Below are 21,655 nucleotides of genomic sequence, written 5' to 3' on the forward strand. Positions count from 1 at the left end.
GGCCTGTGCTGGCTCGCCGCCCTGCCCGTCGCCGGCGCCGCCGAGACGCCGGCCGCCCCGGCCGCCGCCAGCGAAGCGGCGACCCGCAACGGCCGCGAGATCTACCAGCGCTTCCGCGACGGCCTCGCCGACCCGAGCTGCGAGCCCGGCGTCAGCAGCCGCTGGCGCCAGCATTTCGCCAGCGCGCCCAAACGCCTGGCGGCCAAGGACGACGACCTGCTGCCGCTGTTCGGCTACGTGGTCGACGCCCTGCGCGAGAACCACCTGCCGACCGAGTACGCGCTGATCCCGTTCGTCGAAAGCGGCTACCGCCCGGGCGCGCGCAGCGCCGCCGGCCCGGCCGGGCTGTGGCAGATGATCGCGATGACCGCGCGCAACCACCGCGTGCCGATGCGCGAGGGCTACGACGGGCGCCTGTCGCCGGTGGAATCCACCCAGGCCGCGGTGCGCTACCTCAAGACCCTGCACGGCATGTTCGGCGGCGACTGGCGGCTGACCGTGATGGCCTACAACGCCGGCGAATACCGCGTGTTCAACGCGATCAAGCGCGCCGGCGTCAACATCGCCGACGCCCGCCACGACCAACTGACCGGGCTGTCCGACATCACCACCGCCTACGTGCGCAAGCTGCACGCGCTGTCGTGCCTGATGGAACAGGCCGACGACCGCGAGGAATGGCTCAGCGCGCTCGACCGCCCGGTGCCGCGGCTGAGCGCGGTGACCGTCCCCGACGGCGTCGACAGCCTGGGCGAATGGGCCGCGCGCACCGACCAGGACATCGCCTGGCTGCAGCGCCTCAACCCGGTGTTCGGCGACGGCCGCATCGGCCGCCCCGGCGGCCGCCGCGCGCCGCTGCTGGCGGTGGCCGCGACCGCGGTCGGCGCGCCCGCGACGACCACGGCCGAGGTGGTCACCGCCTCCGGCGACCTGCCGGCGAGCGACGCGACGGCCAGGACGGCGGCCAACGCAAAGCCGGGCGATGCGGGCAGGAACGACACGAAGGCCGGCGCCAAAGCGGGCGATGCGGCGAAGGGCGACATCAAGATCGTCGCGGCCGCCAAACCGGGCGACGCGACGAAAAGCGAAGCCAAGACCGCCGCCAGCGCCAAGCCGGGCGACGCGGCCGGCAACCCGGCGAAAACCGTCGCCGACGCCAAGTCTCGCGGCGCGGCGAACAGCGACGACGCGCAGGCCATCGCGGCCGCCGAATCGCGCGACGCCGCGCCGATGACGTTAGGCTCGGCCGGCGCCGACCACCCGACCGAGACGCCGTCGCGCCCGGCCAAGCCGCAGCGCGCCCAAGCCGCAGCCGCGCCGCGCAAGCACACCGTCGGCCGCGGCGAGAATCCCTGGAACATCGCAAAACGCTACGGCGTGCGCGCAGCGGATCTGCTCAAGCTCAACGGGCTGGCCGCCAATGCGGTGCTCAAGCCCGGGCAGGCGTTGTTGATCGATCCGCCGGCGGGCAAGCGCAAGTAGGCGCCGCGCCATCGCGCAACGAAAAAGCCCGGCATCGCCGGGCTTTTTGTCGCGGAAGTTCTCGATGTCGCGTGAGCTCTTGCTGCGGAAGTTCTCGCTGTTGCGAAAGCTCTCGCTGTTGCGAGAGCTCTTGCTGTTGTGGGAGGGACTTCAGTCCCGACGCTCTTCGGCCCGATCGCCTCAAACAGACCGAAGAGCGTCGGGACTGAAGTCCCTCCTACAGCGACAGCCGGAGCCGCGCGCGTTACTGCGCCGTCGCCGCCGCCTCGTCGGCCTTGACCTTGCGCGACGGCCACAGCATCGCCCCGATCGTCACCGCGCCCAGCAGCCAGCTGTAATGCACATTGCCGACCAACTGCAGCGGCGAGACCTTGCTCAGCGACGCCGCCAGCAGGATCTGCGCGCCGTACGGCAGCACGCCCTGGGTCACGCAGGCGAAGATGTCGAGCACGCTGGCCGCGCGCGCCGGCGGCACGCCGTGCTGCTGCGCCACATCGCGCGCCAGCCCGCCGCTGATCAGGATCGCCACCGTGTTGTTGGCGGTGAACACGTCGGTGGTCGCCGACAGCGCGGCGATGCTGACCTCGCCGGCGCGGCGGCTGCGATGGCCGCGGGCGAACTTGCCGATCACCTGCGCCAGCCACGCCAGCCCGCCGGCCGCCTTCATCAGCGCGCCCAGGCCGCCGACCAGCAACGACAGCAGGGTGATCTCGACCATGCTCTCGAAGCCGTCCCAAATATGGGTGGTGTAGGCGGCGAAGCCGAAGTCCTCGGCGAAGAACACCCCGAACAGGCCGGCCACCACCAGGCCCAGGCTCAGCACGATGATCACGTCGACGCCGGCGATGGCCAGGCCGAGCACGATCAGGTACGGCAGGATCAGCCACGGCGAGACCGGATCGGGCGTCTGCACCGGCGCGGTTTCGCCGAGGAAGCCGAGCAGCACCAGGGTCGCCAGCGCCGCCGGCAGCGCCAGCTTGAGGTTCTCGCGGAATTTCTCCCGCATCGTACAGCCCTGGGTGCGGCTGGCGACGATGGCGGTGTCGGAGATCACCGACAGGTTGTCGCCGAAGGTGGCGCCGCCGATCACCGCGCCGAGCACCAGCGCGCGGTCCAGGCCGGAGGCGTCGGACACGCCCAGCGCGATCGGCGCGACCGCGGCGATCGTGCCCATCGAGGTGCCCAGCGACAGCGAGATGAAGCCGGCGACCACGAACAGCGCCGGCAGCAGCAGCGCCGGATGCACGTTGCCGACGCCGAGCGCGACGATGGCGTCGACCGCGCCGATGGCCTTGGACACTTCGACGAAGCCGCCGGCGAGCAGGAAGATCAGGCACATCAGCACCACGTTGTGGTCGCCCATGCCCTCCAGCAGGGTCTCCAGCGGCTTGATCCCGCGCCGCCAGGCGATGAACGCGGCCAGCGCCAGCGCCGGCAGGATCGCCACCGGCGCATGCAGCTGGTAGAAGCCCATCGCATCGCCGTGCGCGGTGAAGTACAGCCCGGCGCCGAAGAACAGCGCCAGGAACAGCAGCAGCGGGGTCAGGGCCAGGGCGCTCGGGGCGATCGGCGCGCCCGGGCGCGGGGAGTCATTCATCGCTTCATCCAGATGGATTATAAAACCGTGCGATTTTGCAGTGCAGCACACAGTCCTGTCGAGTGCCGGGGGTGGAATGCTGTGGCGGGATAAATGCTGACTGGGGCGTGGGGGCCCTCATCCGGCCCTTCGGGCCACCTTCTCCCGCGAGCGGGAGAAGGAACAGCGTGGGCGGGAAGGGGAACGGCGCAAGCGGGAGAAGGACGAGCGGGATGGGGAACGGAGCGGGTGGAAGCAAAGAGCCGCGGGCGACTTGCGTTAGGGGCGCTTTCTTCGCGCGCCCCCCGCCCCGGCAGCCTAAGCCCCTCTCCCGCTCGCGGGAGAGGGGTTGGGGTGAGGGCGCCCCGAAAAACCAACGGGGCGCCCGAAGGCGCCCCGTCGATGACCTCCCGCGGCCCGAAAGCCCCGGGCCGGCGCCGCTCAGATCACGATGGTGCAGCGGTGGTACTTGTCGCAGATCGCGTAGGTCTGCCAAAAATTGTCGTCGCACAGGTAAACGCGCGAGCTGCCGTCGAAGTTGGTTTCGGTGCGGTATTCCCCCTGGTTGGCCGCCGTGCAGGTACCCCGCGGCGGAATCGCCGCCACGGTGCCGGCCGCGCCCATCAGCGCGACCGCGAACAGCGCCAGCGCCTTGCCCTTCATCTTCCTGATCTTCATGACGTTCCTCGATGCGGACTGACCGCCGGGATGCGGGGCCGCCGCCGCTCCCCACGGTGGCGGGCGTTCGATGCGCGTGCGGCCCGCTTCGGGCAGGCGGCGGCGACCTGCCGGAATCTCGCCGCAGGAGCCTAGCGCCGCGCGCGCCACGCGAGCGTGCGGCGCGACCCAAAACGAACGCGCCAAACGAACGCACCGAACGAACCTGCCAAACGAACGGGGCGCCGCACTCGCGCGCGGCGCCCCGTCCGGATCTCGCTGGCCGCTGCCGCTTAGGCGGTGGCGCGGCTGGCGATGGCCTTGGCGAACGACATCGTGTTGCCGTCGCCGCCCAGGTCCGGGGTCAGCGAATCCTTGGCTTCCAGGGTGGCGATGATCGCTTCGCGCAGCTTGGTCGCCTTCTCGGGCTGGCCGAGGTGGTCGAGCATCTGCGCCGCGCCCAGCAGCAGCGCGCAGGGGTTGGCGATGCCCTTGCCGGCGATGTCCGGGGCCGAGCCGTGCACGGCTTCGAAGATGGCCGCGTCGGTGCCGATGTTCGCGCCCGGGGCCAGGCCCAGGCCGCCGACGAGGCCGGCGCACAGGTCGGAGATGATGTCGCCGAACAGGTTGGTGGTGACGATGATGTCGAACTGCTCCGGACGCATCACCAGCTGCATGCAGGTGTTGTCCACGATCATCTCGTTGCACTGGATGTCGGGATACTGCTGCGCCACTTCGCGCGCGGTCTTCAGGAACAGGCCCGAGGTCGACTTCAGGATGTTGGCCTTGTGCACTACGGTGACCTTCTTGCGACCGGTCTTGCGGGCCAGGTCGAAGGCGTAGCGGACGATGCGCTCGGAGCCGCGGCGGGTGATCTTCTGGGTCAGCATCGCGGTCTCGCCGTCTTCCGACAGCGTCTGGCCTTCGCCGATGTACGCGCCTTCGGTGTTCTCGCGCACCGTGATCAGGTCCACGCCCGAGGGGAAACGCGACTTGGTGTTCGGGAACGACTTGGCCGGACGCACATTGGCGTACAGGTCGAAGCGCTTGCGCAGCTCGACGTTGATCGAGCTGAAGCCCTCGCCGACCGGCGTGGTCAGCGGGCTCTTGAGCGCGATGCGGTGCTTGCGGATCGAATCCAGCGTGGCCTGCGGCAGCAGCTCGCCGTGCTTCTCCAGGGCGACGAGGCCGGCGTCGGCGAACTCGTAGCTCAGGCCGACGTTCATCGCGTCGAGCACGTGCAGGGTGGCGTCCATGATCTCCGGGCCGATGCCGTCGCCACGGATGACCGTAATCGTTTGCGTCATGAGGGAATTCTTCCAGCAGTGGGGCGGGCGCCCGTTGCGGCGCTGCGCACGAATCGAACGGTGTTAACCGCACAATTATGCCGGAAGCGGCCCCGGCCTGCATTCGCGGGCGTACTGGACCAAGGTCGGGGGGCCTGAATCGGCGAATCCCGCCCGATTGGGTTAAAGCCGCAGCCGCCTCCTGTAGGAGCGGCGCAAGCCGCGACCGCGCCATCGCAGCCACGGCGCAACCCGCGGGCCCCGCGTCTTTCCAAACCGCGAGACCGGCGCGGCGCCGGTCTGCGGGAGTTTGCGTAGTAGGCGCGTTGGCGCGGTCGCGGCTCGCGCCGCTCCTACAGGGGATCAGCCGTGGTCGTGGGCGGCGGGGGCGGCGGATTCGCCGGCTTCGAGCTGGTCGAGGAAATCGACCGCGCGGCGCAGGTGCGGGATCACGATCGAGCCGCCGACCACCAGGCCGACCGAGAAGGTCTCGAACATCTCGTCGCGGCTGACCCCGGCTTCCTTGCACTGGGCGACGTGGTAGCTGATGCAGTCGTCGCAGCGCAGCACCAGGGACGCGACCAGGCCCAGCAGTTCCTTGGTCTTCACGTCCAGCGCGCCGGCCTGGTAGGTCTGGGTGTCCAGGGCGAAGAAGCGCCGCACGACCTGGTTCGGCTCGGCCAGGATGCGCTCGTTCATGCGCTTGCGGAACGCGGTGAACTCGGCGACGCGGTCCTTTTGCGCCTGCTCGTCGGCGCCGCTCATGCGCCACCGCCGAGCAGCGGTTCCAGGCCGCCGGCGCGGTGCAGCGCCATCATGTCGTCGTAGCCGCCGACGTGGGTCTCGCCGATGAAGATCTGCGGCACGCTGGTGCGCTTGGTGCGCGCGACCATCTTCTCGCGTTCGGCCGGATCCAGGTCGATGCGCACCTCGCTCCAGCTTTGGCCCTTGCTCTTGAGGAAATTCTTGGCGGCGACGCAATACGGGCAGATCGCGGTGGTATAGATCACGATCGGCGGGGTCGAGGTCGGGGAGGCGGTATCGCTCAAAACGGTTCTCCGGAAACTTACCGATGGGCTGGGTGTCGAATATGGACGCGGGCCCAGGCAGTTTAAAGCGTGCCGGTGGAACGCAGCCGGCCGCAGCGCAATACGCTTGCGTCGGGTCGCGGCGCCACGGCAGGGTGCGCCCGGGGCGCAGTTAACGGCGGGTTCACGCCCTCGTCCCGCCCCGGCGGCATCCTGCCCTCGCAGCGGCCGCCGCAGCCTGCCGCCGCGGCAACCCCATGTACGCGCTCCGCCCGTTCGCCCTGCACCGTCCCCGCTTCCGCGTCCGTCACCGAGGAATCCCGCTTGCGCCGCATCGCCCTGCTCACCGCCGCCGTCACTCTCGCCCTGGGCAGCGTCTGCGCCAGCGCGCAGGAGACCAAGCTGCCCGACATCGGCTCCTCGGCCGCGGAGCTGCTGACCCCGGCCAAGCAGCGCGAGTACGGCTCGATGATGCTGGCGCAGCTGCGTCACTACGATTACCTGCTCGAAGACCCGCTGATCGACAGCTGGCTCGACACCCTGGGCACGCGCCTGGCCGCCAACAGCGACAAGCCGCGCCAGCCCTTCACCTTCTTCATGCTGCGCGAGCGCCAGATCAACGCCTTCGCCACGCTCGGCGGCTACATCGGGGTCAATTCCGGCCTGGTGCTGACCGCGGAGAAGGAGGACGAAGTCGCCGCGGTGCTGTCGCACGAAATCGCCCACGTCACCCAGCAGCACGTGCTGCGCGGGGTCGAGCGCGCCCAGCGCGACCAGTTGCCGATCCTGCTGGCGATGCTCGGCGCGATCGTCGCCGCGCAGGGCGCCGGCGGCAATTCCAGCGACGATGCGACCATGGCCGCGATCACCTCCGGCCTGGGCCTGATGCAGCAGCGCCAGATCAACTACACCCGTTCCAACGAGTCGGAAGCCGACCGCATCGGCATCCAGACGCTGTACCGCAGCAATTACGACACCGGGGCGATGGCCGGCTTCTTCCAGCGCATGCAATTGGCCACGCGCAGCAACCAGGCCAACTGGTACGGCGAGACGCCCGATTACCTGATGACCCACCCGGTCACCACCACCCGCATCAGCGAGGCCAAGGAACGCGCCGAGCAGATCGCGGCCAAGAACAGCATCACCGCGATCACCGCCACGCCCAACGCGACCTTGGTCGAGCGCATCGCCAAGGCGCCGATCACCCTGCCGCCGAACGCGGCCGGCACCGACAACCCGCTGCTGCCCAACGGCATCAAGCTCAGCGACGCCGGGCTCAGCTCCGGCGGCACCGGCGTGTTCGACTACGCGCGCGAGCGCACCCGCGTGCTCAGCGCCAATTCGCCGCGCGACGCCCTGCGCGAATACGAAAAGCTCGGCCTGGACACCGACGCCAAGCGCTACGGCCTGGCCCTGGCGCAGTTGCGCGGCAACCAGACCGCGGCCGCCACCGAAGCCCTGGAGGGGCTGCTGCGCAAGCATCCCGGCCAGCTGTGGCTGAGCCTGGCGATGGGCGAGGCCGAGGCCCAGGCCGGCAAGCACGCCGCCGCCGAGGCCCGCTTCGACGCGCTGCTGCGGCAGAGCCCGAACAACCGCGCGGTGGCCCTGAGCTACGCCAAGGTGCTCAACGACCGCGCCACCGCCGCCGCCGGCCAGCGCGCGCAGGCGGTGCTGCGGCCGCTGCTGGGCGCCTACGCCGACGACCCGCTGCTGCAGCAGACCTTCGCCCGCGCCTGCGAGATCGCCGGCGACTCGATCCGCGCCGGCGAGGCCTACGCCGAAGCCGCCTACCTGCGCGGCCGCCCGGAGCAGGCCCTGGTCCAGCTCAACACCCTCAAGCGCAAGCCGGACCTGGATTACTACGCCCGCGCCCGGATCGAGGCGCGCATCGCCGCGATCACCCCGACCGTGCTGGAACTCAAGCGCCAGGGCGTGCGCGACGAGGATCTGCGGCGGCAGTAGGCCGCGCGGCGCCTGCGGGCCGCTTTGACGGCGGCGGGCGCCGCCCCGAACCGCGCCGGGTTTCCGTTCGGGAAAAAAGTTTCGCCGTCCCGGGTGGATTCGTCGTCGCGCTGCGTCTGAACCAAGGCAGCCTCGCCGCGCGCGCACGATGCTCCATACGCCGTGGCCGCGAACCGTCCGGCGGCGGCGCTGCAACCAGCGCGAAACAGACCCTCCCGGCGACGCGCGAGCGTCGCCGCGCCGCCGCGCGGCTGCCATCGCGATGTAACCTGACCGCCAAAGTCCGGCCCGCGCCAGCGTCGCCCATCGCGCGGCCAACGCCGCCCAAAACGCGGCTGCCGGGCGCAAGTTCCCGTCCCGCCTGGGCCATCGCGCCCGACCGTGCACATCCGGCCGACATCGCCGGGGCGACAATGCCGCCCGTCCCATGTCATGGGCTCGTCATAAAACGGTAGTGTACTGGCGCGGTTTCAGGGACGAACCCCTACCCCGCCTCCCCTCGGTGACCGTGTGCAGAAGCGCATCCTGATAGTCGAAGACGAACCCGCCATCCGCGACATGGTGTCCTTCGCCCTGCGCAAGGGCGAATACGACCCCGTCCACGCCGGCGACGCCCGCGAAGCCCAGGCCGCCATCGCCGACCGCGTGCCGGACCTGATCCTGCTGGACTGGATGCTCCCGGGCACCAGCGGCCTGGAACTGGCCAGGCGCTGGCGCAAGGAATCGCTGACCCGCGAGATCCCGATCATCATGCTGACCGCGCGCGGCGAAGAGAACGACCGCGTCGGCGGCCTGGAAGCCGGGGTCGACGACTACGTGGTCAAGCCGTTCTCGGCGCGCGAACTGCTGGCGCGCATCCGCGCCGTGCTGCGCCGCTCGCGCGAGGACGACGAGGACGGCAGCGTCGGCGTCGGCCCGCTGCGCATCGACGGCGCCGCCCACCGGGTGTTCGCCCAGGTCGACGGCGGCGACCAGCCGGTCCAGATCGGCCCGACCGAATACCGCCTGCTGCATTTCTTCATGACCCACCCCGAACGCGTCTATTCGCGCACCCAGCTGCTCGACCATGTCTGGGGCGGCAGCGTGTACGTGGAGGAGCGCACCGTCGACGTGCACATCCGCCGGCTGCGCAAGACGCTGGAGCCGCACCGGCTCGACGGCATGGTCCAGACCGTGCGCGGAGCGGGCTACCGCTTCTCCGCCTCGCTCGCCGCGTAAGCCGGGGGTATGCCGCCGCGCGCGCGCTCCGCCTGGTTCCGCACCCTCGGTCAGCTCGCGCTGATCCTGGTCGGCGCGGCCGTACTCGGCATCCTGGTCGGCTATCCCTGGCCGATCGTCACCGCCGCCGCGATCGGCGTGGTCGCCTGGCATTACTGGCGGCTGCGCCGGGTGCTGATCCGGCTGACCGCGCGCCAGCGCCTGACCCCGCCGCTGGGCGAAGGCATCTGGAACGAACTCGACCGGCTGCTGCACCGCAGCCAGGCCGAGATGCGCGGGCGCAAGCGCCGGCTGATCGAAATGCTGCGCGCCTACCGCGCCGCCGCCGCGGCGATGCCCGACGCGATCGTGGTGGTGGAACGCAACAGCCAGCGCGTGCAGTGGTTCAACGAGGCCGCCACCGGCCTGTTCGGCCTGCGCTACCCGCGCGACATCGGCGCGCCGGTGGTCGACCGGCTGCAGCCGCTGCAGATCTCGCACTGGCTGGCCTCCGGCCGCAACGCCGAGCCGCTGGAAGCGGCCTCGCCGTGGAATCCGGCGGTGACCCTGAGCCTGCGCCTGATCCCGTATTCGGAAAACCTGTGGCTGTTGGTCGCGCGCGACGTCAGCCGCATGCTCCAGCTCGAACAGATGCGCCGCGACTTCGTCGCCAACGTCTCGCACGAACTGCGCACGCCGCTGACCGTGGTCCACGGCTACCTGGACATGCTCGATCCGGAAGAGCACCCGGACTGGGCGCCGATGCTGGCCGAGATGCAGCGCCAGTCGCAGCGCATGACCCAGCTGGTCGAAGACCTGCTGACGCTGTCGCGCCTGGAATCGCAGGACAGCCTGCCGGCCGAGGAAACCGTGTCGATGTCCTCGATGCTGGCCACGCTCAAGCGCGAGGCCAATGCGCTGAGCCAGGGCCGCCACGAAATCGCCATGGACGACCTCGCCGGCGTCGATCTGTTCGGTTCCAACAAGGAGCTGCACAGCGCGTTCTCCAATCTGGTCAGCAACGCGATCCGCTACACCCCGGCCGGCGGCACCATCCGCATCCGCTTCCGCCCCGAGAGCGCCGGCATCGCCCGCGGCTGCGTGCTGGAGGTGATCGACAGCGGCTACGGCATCCCGGCCGCGCACCTGCCGCGCATCACCGAGCGCTTCTACCGCGTCTCCACCAGCCGTTCGCGCGAGAGCGGCGGCACCGGCCTTGGCCTGTCGATCGTCAAGCACGTGCTGCACCTGCACCAGGCGCGGCTGGAGATCGCCAGCGAAGTCGGCCGCGGCAGCACCTTCGCCTGCCACTTCATTCCCGAACGCATGCGCCGCCGCGACCTGTACGGCGAGGCGCACTCGGATACTCTTCTCCCGGACGCACTGCCCTGACCGGGCGAATCCGAACCTAGGACGCAACGCAGCGCCATGAACGCGATGACCGAACCCTCGCTCGACACCGACCCGCTGCGCGACCCCTCGCTGTACTTCAACCGCGAACTGTCGCAACTGGACTTCAACTTCCGCGTCCTGGCCCAGGCCCAGGACCCGCAGGTGCCGCTGCTGGAGCGGCTGAAGTACCTGTGCATCTCCTGCACCAACCTCGACGAATTCTTCGAGATCCGCGCCGGCACCCTGCGCCACGCCCAGGACCTGGGCCTGGCCCCGGGCCCGGACGGGCTGGCGCCGCAGACCGTGCTCGCGCGCATCCACGACCGCGCCGCCGAACTGGTCAAGGCGCAGTACGAATGCTGGAACGAGGTGCTGCGCCCGGCGCTGCAGGAAAACGGCGTGCGCGTGCTCGGCCGCAATTCCTGGAACGCGCGCCAGACCCGCTGGCTGCGCGCGTATTTCCGCGACGAGATCATGCCGGTGCTGTCGCCGCTGGGCCTGGACCCGGCGCACCCGTTCCCGAAGATCCTCAACAAGTCGCTCAACATCGTGGTCGTGCTCAAGGGCAAGGACGCGTTCGGCCGCGCCGGCAACCTCGCCATCGTGCGCGCGCCGCGTTCGCTGCCGCGCATCATCCAGATGCCCGAGAACGTCTCCGGCGGCAAGCACGACTTCGTGTTCCTGTCCTCGGTGCTGTCGGCCTTCGTCGACGAGCTGTTCCCGGGCATGGAGGTCAAGGGCGCCTACCAGTTCCGCGTCACCCGCAACTCCGAGCTGCTGGTGGACGAGGAGGAGGTCGACAACATCGCGCTCGCCCTGCGCGATGAGCTGATCGGCCGGGGCTACCTGCGCGCGGTGCGGCTGGAGATCGCCGAGCAGTGCCCCAAGCCGATCGTGCGCACCTTGCTGGAGAACTTCGACCTGCCCGAGAACGCGGTCTACCGCATCAACGGCCCGGTCAACCTCAACCGCGTGATCCAGGTCTACGACCTGGTCCAGCGCCCGGAACTGAAGTTCCCGCCGTACCAGCAGCGCGTGGCGCCCGGCATCGAGACCCTCTTCGACACCGTCGCCGAAGGCGACATGCTGCTGCACCATCCCTTCGATTCGTTCGCGCCGGTGCTGGAATTGCTGCGCCAGGCCGCCGAAGACCCGAACGTGCTGGCGATCAAGCAGACCCTGTACCGCGCCGGCAAGGATTCGCCGATCGTCGAGCAACTGGTGCAGGCGGCGCGCAACGGCAAGGACGTGACCGTGGTGGTCGAGCTGCGCGCGCGCTTCGACGAGGAGGCCAACCTCGGCCTCGCCGACCGGCTGCAGGAAGCCGGCGTGCAGGTCGTGTACGGCGTGGTCGGCTACAAGACCCACGCCAAGATGCTGCTGATCGTCCGCCGCGAAGGCCGCAAGCTCAAGCGCTACGTGCACCTGGGCACCGGCAACTACCACAGCGGCACCGCGCGCGCCTACACCGACTTCGGCCTGATCACCGCCGATCCGGACATCGGCAACGACGTGCACCTGATCTTCCAGCAGCTCTCCGGCCTGGCGCCCTCGCTCAAGCTCAAGTGCCTGCTGCAATCGCCGTTCACCCTGCACGCCGGCGTGCTCAAGCGCATCGACCGCGAAACCAAGCATGCCAAGGCCGGCAAGCCGGCGCGCATCGTCGCCAAGATGAACGCCTTGAACGAGCCGCAGGTGATCCGCGCGCTGTACCAGGCCTCGCAGGCCGGCGTGCAGATCGACCTGATCGTGCGCGGCGCCTGCACCCTGCGGCCGGGCGTGGAAGGCATATCCGACAACATCCGCGTGCGCTCGATCGTCGGGCGTTTCCTCGAGCACCACCGCGTCTACTGGTTCGCCAACGACGGCGCGCCGGACCTGTTCTGCTCCAGCGCCGACTGGCTGGAACGCAACCTGCTGCGCCGGGTCGAGACCGGTTTCCCGATCCTGGATTCGGAGCTGCGCGGCCGCGTCTACGAGGAAGCGCTGGCCAACTACCTGGCCGACAACCTCAACGCCTGGGCGCTGCAGCCCGACGGCGCCTACGAGCGCGTCCTGCCGGCCGAGGGCGCGATGCCGCACTCGGCGCAGGCGACTTTGTTGGCTAAGTTGTGCGGATGACCGAAAATCGGCCGCATGAATAATCTTTTCCCGACCAGCCGCCTGCCGCTCGAAGACGGCGACCTGCTCGCCGCGGTCGACATGGGTTCCAACAGCTTCCACATGGTGGTGGCGCGCTACGTGCTGGGCCAGCTGCGCACCGTCGACCGGCTGCGCGAGACCGTGCGCATGGCCGAGGGCCTGGACCGCAAGGGCGGGCTCGCCCCGGAAGTGCGCCAGCGCGCGCTGGAGTGCCTGTCGCGCTTCGGCCAGCGCATCCGCGACGTGCCGCCGCAGCGGGTGCGCGCGATCGCCACCAACACCGTACGCCGCCTGGCCGCGCCGCAAGCCTTCCTGATGCCGGCCGAATCGGCCCTGGGCCACGCCATCGAAGTGGTGTCCGGCCGCGAAGAGGCGCGCCTGATCTACCTCGGCGTCGCCCACGCGCAGCCGTCCAAGCCCGGCGAGCGCCGGCTGGTGATCGACATCGGCGGCGGCTCGACCGAATGCATCGTCGGTTCCGGCTTCGAGGCGATCGAGCGCGAAAGCCTGCAGGTCGGCTGCATCGCCACCACCCGCCGGTTCTTCGACAACGGCAAGCTGTCGAAGAAGAAATGGCGCGACGCGCTGACCGAGGTCTCGGCCGAGTTCCAGCAGTTCGCCGGCACCTACCGCTCGCTGGGCTGGCACGAGGCGTTGGGCTCGTCGGGCACCAACAAGGCCATCGGCGAGATCTGCGCAGCGATGAAGCTGACCAAGGGCGCGGTCACCGCCGAGGCCCTGCCGGCGCTGCGCGACCGGCTGCTGCAGGCCGACCGCATCGACGCCATCGACCTGCCCGGCCTGTCCTCCGACCGCCGCCCGGTGATCGCCGGCGGCATTCTGATCCTGGAAGCCGCCTTCAACGTGCTCGGCCTGCAGCGCATGGCCATCAGCAAGGCGGCGATGCGCGAAGGCGTGCTCTACGACATGCTCGGCCGCGGCGGCGCCGACGACCCGCGCGATGCGGCCGTGGCCGCGCTGGTCAAGCGCTACGGCATCGACGAACAGCAATCCGCGCGGGTCGAGGCGACCTTGCTGCGCCTGTTCGACCAGGTCGCCAAGGCCTGGAACCTCGACGCCGACGACCGCCTGATGCTGCTGCGCGCCGCGCGCCTGCACGAGCTGGGCCTGGTGATCGCGCACAGCCAGTACCACGTGCACAGCTCCTACGTGATCGAGAACTCCGACATCTCCGGCTTCTCGCGCCAGCAGCAGCAATTCCTCGCCGCGCTGGTGCGCACGCACCGCCGCAGCATTCCCAAGAACGCCTTCGACGCCCTGCCCGACCGCCTGCTCGCCGCGGTGCGGCGCAGTTCGGCGCTGCTGCGGCTGGCGGTGCTGCTGCACCGCGCGCACGAGTCCGACCCGATCCCGCAGCTCGACGCCCACGCCGACGGCAACACCCTCACCCTGACCGTGTCGCGGCGCTGGCTAGATTCGCGCCCGCTGGTGCGCGCCGACCTGGAAGGCGAGCCGCAGGACATGGCGGGGCTGGGGATTTCGCTGAAGCTGCTGGCGAACTGAGCGCGCGGCGGCGCGCGCTCAGCCTGCGCGCGCCGCCAGGCGTTCGACCATCGTCTCGCGCATCAAATACTTCTGCGGCTTGCCGCTGATCGTCATCGGCAGCGCTTCGACGAATTCGATATAGCGCGGAATCTTGTAGTGGGCGATGCGGCCCTGGCAGAACGCGCGCACCGCCTCGGCGTCGAGCGCGGCGCCGTCGGCGAGGCGGATCCAGGCGCAGACTTCCTCGCCGAACTTCTCGTCGGGCACGCCGAACACCTGCACGTCGGCGATGGCCGGATGGGCGTAGAGGAATTCCTCGATCTCGCGCGGGTACACGTTCTCGCCGCCGCGGATCAGCATGTCCTTCAGGCGCCCGACGATGCGGCAATAGCCGTCGGCGTCGATGGTGGCCTGGTCGCCGGTGTGCATCCAGCCGTCGGCGTCGACCGCCTCCATGCTGCGCGCGCGATCGCCCCAATAGCCCTGCATCACCGAATAGCCGCGGGTCAGCAGCTCGCCGACCTCGCCGCGCGGCACGGTCGCGCCGCGCTCGTCGACGATGCGCACCTCCACGTGCGGATGCACCCGGCCGACCGAATCCACGCGCCGCTGCAGCGGGTCGTCGGGCACGGTCTGGAAGCTGACCGGGCTGGTCTCGGTCATGCCGTAGGCGATGGTCACCTGCTGCATGTGCATGCGCGCGGCCACCTGCTTCATCACCTCGATCGGGCAGTTGGCGCCGGCCATGATGCCGGTGCGCAGGCTCGACAGGTCGAACTCGCCGAACTGCGGGTGCTGCAATTGCGCGATGAACATGGTCGGCACGCCGTGCAGGCCGGTGCAGCGCTCGGCGGCGACGGTGCGCAGGGTCGCCAGCGGGTCGAAGCCTTCGCCGGGAATCACCATGCACGCGCCGTGGGTGACGCAGGCCAGGTTGCCCAGGACCATGCCGAAGCAGTGGTAGAACGGCACCGGGATGCACAGCCGGTCGCGCTCGCTCAAGCGCATCGCCTCGCCGACGAAGAAGCCGTTGTTGACGATGTTGCGGTGGGTCAGGGTCGCGCCCTTGGGCGCGCCGGTGGTGCCGGAGGTGAACTGGATGTTGATCGCGTCGTCCGGCGACAGGCGCGCACTGACCTCGCGCAGCAGCGCGTGCGCGACCGGGTCTTCGCACGCGGCGACCGCGTCGAAGGCGTGCGCGCCCGGCGGCGGCTGGTCGCCGCCCATGACCAGCACATGGCGCAGGTCCGGCAGGCGCCGCGCGCGCAGCAGGCCGGGCGGATCGCGGCCGAGTTCGGGCGCCAGTTCGCGCAGCATGTCCAGGTAGTGCGAGGTCTTGAACGACGGCACGATCGCCAGCGCGCGGCAGCCGACCAGGTTCAAGGCGTATTCGAGCTCGTGCGTGCGGTAGGCCGGATTGATGTTGACCAGGATCAGCCCGGCGCGCGCGCTGGCGAACTGCAGCAGCACCCACTCGGCGCGGTTGAGCGACCACACGCCGATGCGGTCGCCGGGCGCCAGTCCGAGCGCGAGCAGGCCGGCGGCCAGCCGGCTCACCGCCTTGTCGAACTCGCGCCAGTTCATGCGCACGTCTTGCGGCGGCACCACCAGCGCCTCGCGCTCGGGCCACTGCGCGGCGATGCGCGCGAGCATCGCGCCGATGGTTTCGTCGAGCAGCGCCGGCGCATCGGTGCCGACGACGTGGCTGAGGGCGGGATCGGGGGCGGTGCGGTGTGCGCTCATGCGCCGAGCATAGCCGCTGGCCTCGCATCGCCACCGCATCGGAGCCGGTGCGCAGGCGCGAATCCGTGACCGCGACGGCGAACGCGCCACGCGCATCCGCACTGCGAGGCTTCGCGAGCTTGCGGCGCGGATCGCGGCGAGGGCCGCGCCGCTGTCGCGAGCGCTGCCCTGCTCACCCCGGACGCCCGCTGGCACGGCGCAGAACCAGCGGCAACGGAGCAAGCCCGCCCCGGCCAAGATTAAGCGTAATCCCTTCTTATTGATGTATAAAACATCTATTGATATGTTAAAAGCATCCATGAAACCGCCCAAGCGGGACTGACCGCGATGTCGTGGCGCCGCAGCGGGCGCACGCGCGAACGAGCGGAGGAACGGTGGGCGTGCAACTACCGAAGTGGGTTTGGGTAGGAGGCGGCGTGCTCGCCTGCGTGGCCGGCATGGTCAATGTCGCCGGCGTGCTCGGCTTCGAGCATCAGGCCCTGACCCACCTCACCGGCACCGCCACCTCGCTCGGCGCCGCCGTCGCGCAGGGGCGGCCGCTGGCGGCCGTGCAGTTGGCGGCGATCGTTGCCGCCTACGTCGCCGGCGCGGCGTTGAGCGGACTGATCGTGCAGGGCAGCTCGCTGCGCCTGGGACGGCGCTACGGCGTGGTGCTTGCGCTGGAATCCGCGCTGCTGTTCGCCAGCGTGCCGCTGTTGCAGCGCCAGCCGATGCTCGGCGGCCTGTCGGCGGCGATGGCGATGGGCCTGCAGAACGCGATGGCGACGACCTTCAGCGGCTCGGTCCTGCGCACCACCCACCTGACCGGCATGTTCACCGATCTCGGGATCGGCCTGGGGCACGCGATCCGCGGCCGCGACGTACCGCGCCGGCGGATCCTGCTCAGCGCGCTGGTGATCGGCGGTTTCCTGGCCGGGGCGCTGCTCGGCGCGCTGCTGTACCGGCAGTGGGGCGCGCGCCTGTTGTACCTGCCCGCCGCGCTGACCGGCGTCGCCGGCGGCGGCTATGCGATCTATCGCCACTTGCGTCCGTGGCGCGAATGAGCGGCGGCCGGCGGGCCGATCACTCGCCCGGCGGCGTCTTCAGGCGCACGCCGCGGCCGGTGCCATAGCTGGGCATGTTCTCGCCGATCAGCTCCACGCCCGCCGCGTCGAGGGCGTTGACGATCTTGGTCAGGGTGTCGACCACGCCGCGCACATTGCCCTGGCTGGCCTCCATGCGCTGGATCGTCGGCAGCGACACGCCGGCCTTCTCGGCCAGGGTCTTCTGGTCCATGCCGACCAAGGCGCGCGCCGCGCGCAGCTGGCTGGCCGTGATCAACGGCGCGGCTCCGCGGATGGAGAAAACGCAATGCGTGCTGGGAGGCGGGAAGTCATCGTGGTAAGCGGCCGGTATGCGGGGCTGCGCATCATCGCCAATTGCGCAAGGTTCGGCATCCGGCCGCGGCCCGCTGGGGGTACTCATCGGTATAATGATGCCTGAAACATCTATTGACATGCTTTACGCATCCGCGTCAAGCGCACACACCGGCGACGCGCCGGTTCGCCGCGAGGCCCGTCCGCCCGCGCCGGTTCGGTTTTCCTGGAGTTCGACATGATCGTGAAAGACAGCAACGGCACCCCGCTCGCCGACGGCGATTCGGTCCTGGTGATCAAGGACCTCAAGGTCAAGGGCACCTCGGTGACGCTCAAGCGCGGCACCTTGTGCAAGAACATCCGCCTGACCGACGACGAAGAGCTGATCGAGTGCAACGTCGAGAAGGTCAAGGGCCTGGTGCTGCGCACCGAGTTCCTGAAGAAGGCATGATCGGCGGGCGCGGCGAACCATGCCGCGCCGCATCCGCCGCAGCGCCGCCCAGGGAGATCCGCGATGCACGACGAAGGCCGCGAACTCGACGCGCTGCGCCGGCGCATTCCCACGTTCGCCTGCCGCGAGGGCTGCCACGATTGCTGCGGGCCGGTGACCGCCTCGTCCGAGGAAATGGCGCGGCTGCCGTTCAAGCCCGAGCGCGAGCGCGACGCCGCGCTGGCGGCGTGGAACTGTCCGCACCTGGGGCCGCAGGGCTGCCAGGCGTATGAGCAGCGGCCGCTGATCTGCCGGCTGTTCGGCACGACGCCGCGGTTGCGCTGCCCCAACGGCTGCGGGCCGGAACGGATGATCGACGAAGCCAGCGAGAACGCGGTCCACGCCTATCTGCGGCGGACGCGGCAGGTGCTGGTCTAGCGCCGCGCGCATCGCGCGATCGCGGCGGCGCACGCCTCGCCGCCCGCGCGACCGACCTTCGGCGTCGGCGGCGAACCTCAGCCCGCCGCTTCGGCGGCCGCGCTGCGCTTGGCCGCCTCCGCGCGCAACTGCGTCGCCCGCACCAGCACCGGCGGCGGGCTGATCTCTTCGGGAATGCGGAAGATGCCGAGCTTGCGCAGAAACTGCCCCGGCCCGCGCGCGGAGGTGAAGGCCACCACCGGGATCGAGACGATCAGGCCCAGGATCACCGGCGACATCCACGCCGCCAGCGGCGGCGAGATCGCATAGGCCATGCCGCCGATCAGCACGCCGAACAGGGTCAGCCCGCCGTAGCTGCGGATCAGCCCCGACAGCGGCAGGCTGCCGTCGTCGCGGCGCTGCGATTCCCAGCCCGAGTCCTTGCCGGCCAACACCTCGGCCACGCCGCGCGACTGCAGGTACATGGTCACCGGCGCCATCAGCGCGGCCAGCAGGGTTTCGAAGATCATGCTGAAGAACGCGCGGATCGCGCCGCCGCAGCCGCGCCGGGTCTCGCGGTCGGTCAGCAGCGCCAGATAGGCCATGAACTTCGGCGCCAGCAGCACCGCCATGGTGGCGATGAACACCCACAGCACCCGGTCGGGATCCTGGTCGCGCCAGTAGGCGCTCGGCGAGAAGCCCGGCAGGCGGATGCTCTGCCAGCTGAAATAATCGAGCTTGTCGAGCGGGATGATCAGGCCGATCAGCATCAGCATCGCCCACATCGGCGCGGTGAAGTAATGGCCGATGCCGATCATCAGGTGCATGCGGCTGATCCAGTGCAGGCCCTTGGCCGGCAGCACCGCGGTGTGCTGCAGGTTGCCCTGGCACCAGCGGCGGTCGCGCACCAGCATGTCGGTCAGCGACGGCGGGCCTTCCTCGTAGCTGCCGACCAGGCCCGGGATCATGTGCAGCGCCCAGCCGCCGCGGCGCATCAGCGCGGCCTCGACGAAGTCGTGGCTGAGCACGGTGCCGCCGAAGGGCTTGCGCCCGCGCAGCTCGGGCAGGCCGGCGTGCTCGGCGAAGGCGCGGGTGCGGATGATCGCGTTGTGGCCCCAGTAGTTGCTCTCCGCGCCGTGCCACCAGGCGATGCCATAGGCGATCACCGGGCCGTACACGCGGCCGGCGAACTGCTGCATGCGCGCGAACAGGGTCTGGCCGTTGACGATCATCGGCAGGGTCTGGATCAGCGCCACGTCCGGGTGCCGCTGCATCGCGCCGGACAGCTTCACGATCACCTCGCCGGTCATCAGGCTGTCGGCGTCGAGGATCAGCATCTGCGGATAGGCCGCGCCGAAGCGGCGCACCCACTCGGCGATGTTGCCGGCCTTGCGCTCGGCGTTGTTCTTGCGCCGGCGGTAGAAGATCCGCGCATGCCCGCCGGTGCGTTCGCGCAACGCGTCGAACGCGCGGATCTCGGCCTGGCGGATCGGTTCCTTGGTGGTGTCGCTGAGGATGAAGAAGTCGAACTTGTCCAGCTGGCCGGTGGCCTCGACCGATTCGTAGATCGCCTGCAGGCCGGCCATCAGCCGTTCGGGATCCTCGTTGTAGGTCGGCGCCAGCAGCGCGGTGCGCTCGCCCAGCGCCGGCAGTTCGCCGCCCTGCCTGAGCCCCAGGCGCCAGCGCCGGCGCGACAGGATCAGCACGAAGCCGGCCAGCGAGCTGGTGAAGGCCAGCGCGATCCAGGCGAACAGGAACAGGAACAAACCCAGCAACGCGCCTTCCAGCACGCTCAGCCCGCCGACGTAGAGCACGCGCAGGATGTGGTAGGCCGCGACCAGGGTCAGCAGCGCGGCGCCGCCGATCACGTACAGGCGGCGCAGGGCCATCCCGCGCGGCGCGGTCGGCAGCGGCTTGGGCGAGAGCGCGCCGGCCTTGAGCGTCTGCACCGGCATCGCCATCGGCGATTCGGGCGGCAGCGCTTCGTAAGGCGCGGAGGCGGCGGGGCGGAGCGGCGGTGCGGCAGTTGCGTTCATGCGGTCCAACGATAAAGCCAGGTTTCGGAAACGGGGCCGGAGGCGTCCTCCATGACCGCGCGCAGCTCGATGGCGCGCGCGTCCCCGGGATTGAGTTCGAACGAAAGCCGCCAGGTCTTGCCGCCGTCGATGCGGCGCGCGGTGGCGTTGGCGACCTGCCCGGCCGCGGCCCAGACCACGGCGCGCAGTTGCGCATCCGCCGCCAGTTGCGGCAACCGGCCGCCGTCGAAATCCAGCACGATCAGGCGCGCGCCGGCACTGGCGGCGCCGGCATTGGCGGCGCCGATGCGGGTGCGCGAGACCGTGGCCAGCTGCGGCTTCCACGCATGCGTGGCGCACCAGTGCAGGCGGTAGTCGAAGCGATGCTCGCGCCCGGCGGCCAGCGGCGCGCGCGGACGCCAGAACGCGACGATGTTGTCGTGGTACTCGTCGCCGGTCGGGATTTCGATCAGGTGCACCGCGCCCTCGCCCCAGTCGCCCAGCGGCTCCACCCACAGGCTGGGGCGGCGTTCGTAATGGGCTTCGCTGTCGGCGTAATCGGCGAACGCGCGCTTGCGCTGCATCAGCCCGAACGCGCGCGGGCGGCGGTCCTGGAACGCGCTTTCCTGCAGGTTCATGGGGTTGTGCAGCGGCCGCCAGATCTGCTCGCCGGCGCCGTTGAACAGCGCCAGGCCGTCGGAATCGTGCACGGCCGGGCGGAAGTCGTCGACGCCGCGGCGGTCGGTGTCGTCGAAGTGGTACATGCTGGTCAGCGGCGCGATGCCGGCGCGCTCCAGCGCCACGCGCGGGTACAGGCGCAGCGTGGTGTCGAAGGTGGTGTCCACGCCGGGGGTCACGACGAAACGCATCGCGCCGGCGGTGCTGGGGCTGTCGAGCAGCGCGTGCACGACGATGGAGCGCGCGTTCTTCGCCGGCCGCTCGATCCAGAACGCCACGAACGCCGGGAATTCCTCGTTGCCGCCGGCGCCGGTGTTCAGCGCCAGACCGCGCGCGGACAGGCCATACAGCAGGTCGCGCGCCACCGCGCGGAAATAGCTGGCGCCGAGGAACGCGCAGACCTCGTCGAAATACTCCGCGCGGTTGATCGGCGCGTGCACGCGGAAACCGGCGAAGCCCAGGTCGGCGCCCGCGGGCGGGCGCGGCGCCTGGCCGAAATCAAACAATTCGCTGCGATAGCGCAGCGGCACGGCCTTGCCGGCATCGACCAGATTCAGCTCGACCCGCTGCTTGAACAGGAACGCGCGGTGGAACAACTGCAACTGGAACGGCAGCCCGTCGCGCTTCCACACCGCCTGCGCGGGGTCGAAGCGGATGTCGCGCCAGCGGTCGTAATCGACCTCGCCCAGCCCCGCCGGCAGCTCGGTCGCCGGCGCGCGATAAGGCCTGGCCGCCAGCGCGCGCGCCAGCGCCGGCACGGTGCCGGCGTCGAAGGCCTGCGCGGCTCCGGCC

Annotated in this window: 17 protein-coding genes and 3 pseudogenes; 10 read left to right on the plus strand and 10 right to left on the minus strand. The window is 70.2% G+C overall.

Translation table 11 applies throughout. The features are described from left to right. Positions 1-1,479: transglycosylase SLT domain-containing protein (locus A7A76_RS26335; RefSeq protein ID WP_428995097.1), on the plus strand; the 1,479-nt coding region annotated here is incomplete at its 5' end. Here A7A76_RS26335 and A7A76_RS26340 read toward each other — a convergent pair. Beyond that, a pseudogene (locus A7A76_RS26340) lies at positions 1,368-1,688 on the minus strand (DUF6053 domain-containing protein); the annotation flags it as partial. The gene A7A76_RS26335 and the pseudogene A7A76_RS26340 sit on opposite strands and share 112 nt — an antisense overlap. Between A7A76_RS26340 and A7A76_RS26345 the strand changes: the two are divergent. Then, positions 1,630-1,758, plus strand: a pseudogene (locus A7A76_RS26345) (DUF6053 domain-containing protein); the annotation flags it as partial. The pseudogenes A7A76_RS26340 and A7A76_RS26345 overlap by 59 nt on opposite strands. On the opposite strand, the gene A7A76_RS06550 reads toward A7A76_RS26345, so the two are convergent. From A7A76_RS06550 to grxC, 5 genes are all read right to left on the minus strand, one after another. Beyond that, positions 1,724-3,076, minus strand: coding sequence for a Na+/H+ antiporter NhaC family protein (locus tag A7A76_RS06550; RefSeq protein ID WP_206410431.1), 1,353 nt, complete (start codon positions 3,074-3,076; stop codon positions 1,724-1,726). The pseudogene A7A76_RS26345 and the gene A7A76_RS06550 sit on opposite strands and share 35 nt — an antisense overlap. Before the next feature lie 420 nt (positions 3,077-3,496). Then, a complete protein-coding gene (locus tag A7A76_RS06555; RefSeq protein ID WP_206410432.1) occupies positions 3,497-3,733 on the minus strand; it encodes a hypothetical protein in 237 nt (78 codons plus the stop codon). A 272-nt stretch (positions 3,734-4,005) separates the two neighbouring features. Next, positions 4,006-5,019, minus strand: coding sequence for an isocitrate dehydrogenase (locus A7A76_RS06560; protein ID WP_206410433.1), 1,014 nt, complete (start codon positions 5,017-5,019; stop codon positions 4,006-4,008). A gap of 342 nt (positions 5,020-5,361) precedes the next feature. Continuing rightward, positions 5,362-5,763, minus strand: a complete 402-nt coding sequence (locus A7A76_RS06565; protein WP_206410434.1) for a carboxymuconolactone decarboxylase family protein — start codon at positions 5,761-5,763, stop codon at positions 5,362-5,364. Then, positions 5,760-6,047, minus strand: a complete 288-nt coding sequence (grxC, locus tag A7A76_RS06570; protein ID WP_206410435.1) for a glutaredoxin 3 — start codon at positions 6,045-6,047, stop codon at positions 5,760-5,762. The genes A7A76_RS06565 and grxC overlap by 4 nt, the downstream gene beginning before the upstream one ends. Positions 6,048-6,350: 303 nt before the next feature. On the opposite strand from grxC, the gene A7A76_RS06575 reads away from it, so the two are divergent. The 5 genes from A7A76_RS06575 to ppx all read left to right on the plus strand — a co-directional run bounded on the left by A7A76_RS06575 (position 6,351) and on the right by ppx (position 14,243). Next, positions 6,351-7,988 carry a M48 family metalloprotease gene (locus tag A7A76_RS06575; protein WP_206410436.1) on the plus strand — a complete coding sequence of 546 codons (1,638 nt, stop codon included), beginning with the start codon at positions 6,351-6,353 and terminating at the stop codon, positions 7,986-7,988. A 510-nt stretch (positions 7,989-8,498) separates the two neighbouring features. Then, positions 8,499-9,206 (plus strand): phosphate regulon transcriptional regulator PhoB, encoded by a 708-nt coding sequence (phoB, locus tag A7A76_RS06580; protein ID WP_057946945.1) that lies wholly within the window; start codon positions 8,499-8,501, stop codon positions 9,204-9,206. Between the two features lie 9 nt (positions 9,207-9,215). Beyond that, on the plus strand, positions 9,216-10,577 hold the full coding sequence (gene phoR / locus A7A76_RS06585) for a phosphate regulon sensor histidine kinase PhoR (RefSeq protein WP_206410437.1): 1,362 nt from the start codon (positions 9,216-9,218) through the stop codon (positions 10,575-10,577). Between the two features lie 36 nt (positions 10,578-10,613). Continuing rightward, the gene (gene ppk1 / locus A7A76_RS06590; RefSeq protein WP_206410438.1) at positions 10,614-12,698 is read left to right on the plus strand and encodes a polyphosphate kinase 1; all 2,085 of its coding nucleotides are present in this window, start codon (positions 10,614-10,616) and stop codon (positions 12,696-12,698) included. Between the two features lie 15 nt (positions 12,699-12,713). Continuing rightward, the gene (gene ppx / locus A7A76_RS06595) at positions 12,714-14,243 is read left to right on the plus strand and encodes an exopolyphosphatase (protein ID WP_206410439.1); all 1,530 of its coding nucleotides are present in this window, start codon (positions 12,714-12,716) and stop codon (positions 14,241-14,243) included. An 18-nt stretch (positions 14,244-14,261) separates the two neighbouring features. Here the strand turns inward: ppx and A7A76_RS06600 are convergent, their stop codons facing one another. Next, entirely contained in the window at positions 14,262-15,968 is a 1,707-nt protein-coding gene (locus A7A76_RS06600; RefSeq protein WP_206410440.1) for an AMP-binding protein, read from the minus strand. A gap of 374 nt (positions 15,969-16,342) precedes the next feature. Between A7A76_RS06600 and A7A76_RS06605 the strand changes: the two genes are divergently transcribed. Beyond that, the gene (locus A7A76_RS06605) at positions 16,343-17,011 is read left to right on the plus strand and encodes a DUF1275 family protein (RefSeq protein WP_206410441.1); all 669 of its coding nucleotides are present in this window, start codon (positions 16,343-16,345) and stop codon (positions 17,009-17,011) included. Positions 17,012-17,030: 19 nt separating this feature from the next. On the opposite strand, the gene A7A76_RS06610 is transcribed toward A7A76_RS06605, so the two are convergent. Continuing rightward, positions 17,031-17,288: a helix-turn-helix domain-containing protein gene (locus A7A76_RS06610; RefSeq protein WP_206410442.1), complete on the minus strand. Its 258-nt coding sequence runs from the start codon at positions 17,286-17,288 to the stop codon at positions 17,031-17,033. A gap of 276 nt (positions 17,289-17,564) precedes the next feature. On the opposite strand from A7A76_RS06610, the pseudogene A7A76_RS06615 reads away from it, so the two are divergent. Together A7A76_RS06615 and A7A76_RS06620 are read left to right on the plus strand one after the other, a co-directional pair. Next, a pseudogene (locus A7A76_RS06615) lies at positions 17,565-17,774 on the plus strand (alkylphosphonate utilization protein); the annotation flags it as partial. Positions 17,775-17,837: 63 nt separating this feature from the next. Beyond that, a complete protein-coding gene (locus A7A76_RS06620; RefSeq protein WP_206410443.1) occupies positions 17,838-18,191 on the plus strand; it encodes a YkgJ family cysteine cluster protein in 354 nt (117 codons plus the stop codon). A gap of 77 nt (positions 18,192-18,268) precedes the next feature. Here A7A76_RS06620 and mdoH read toward each other — a convergent pair whose 3' ends face one another. Further along, the gene (gene mdoH, locus A7A76_RS06625) at positions 18,269-20,206 is read right to left on the minus strand and encodes a glucans biosynthesis glucosyltransferase MdoH (RefSeq protein WP_206410444.1); all 1,938 of its coding nucleotides are present in this window, start codon (positions 20,204-20,206) and stop codon (positions 18,269-18,271) included. Continuing rightward, on the minus strand, positions 20,203-21,655 hold a 1,453-nt coding region (locus A7A76_RS06630), incomplete at its 5' end, for a glucan biosynthesis protein (RefSeq protein WP_206410445.1). The genes A7A76_RS06630 and mdoH, both read right to left, overlap by 4 nt.

This window comes from Lysobacter enzymogenes (genome assembly GCF_017168095.1).
Classification (GTDB): domain Bacteria; phylum Pseudomonadota; class Gammaproteobacteria; order Xanthomonadales; family Xanthomonadaceae; genus Lysobacter; species Lysobacter enzymogenes_D.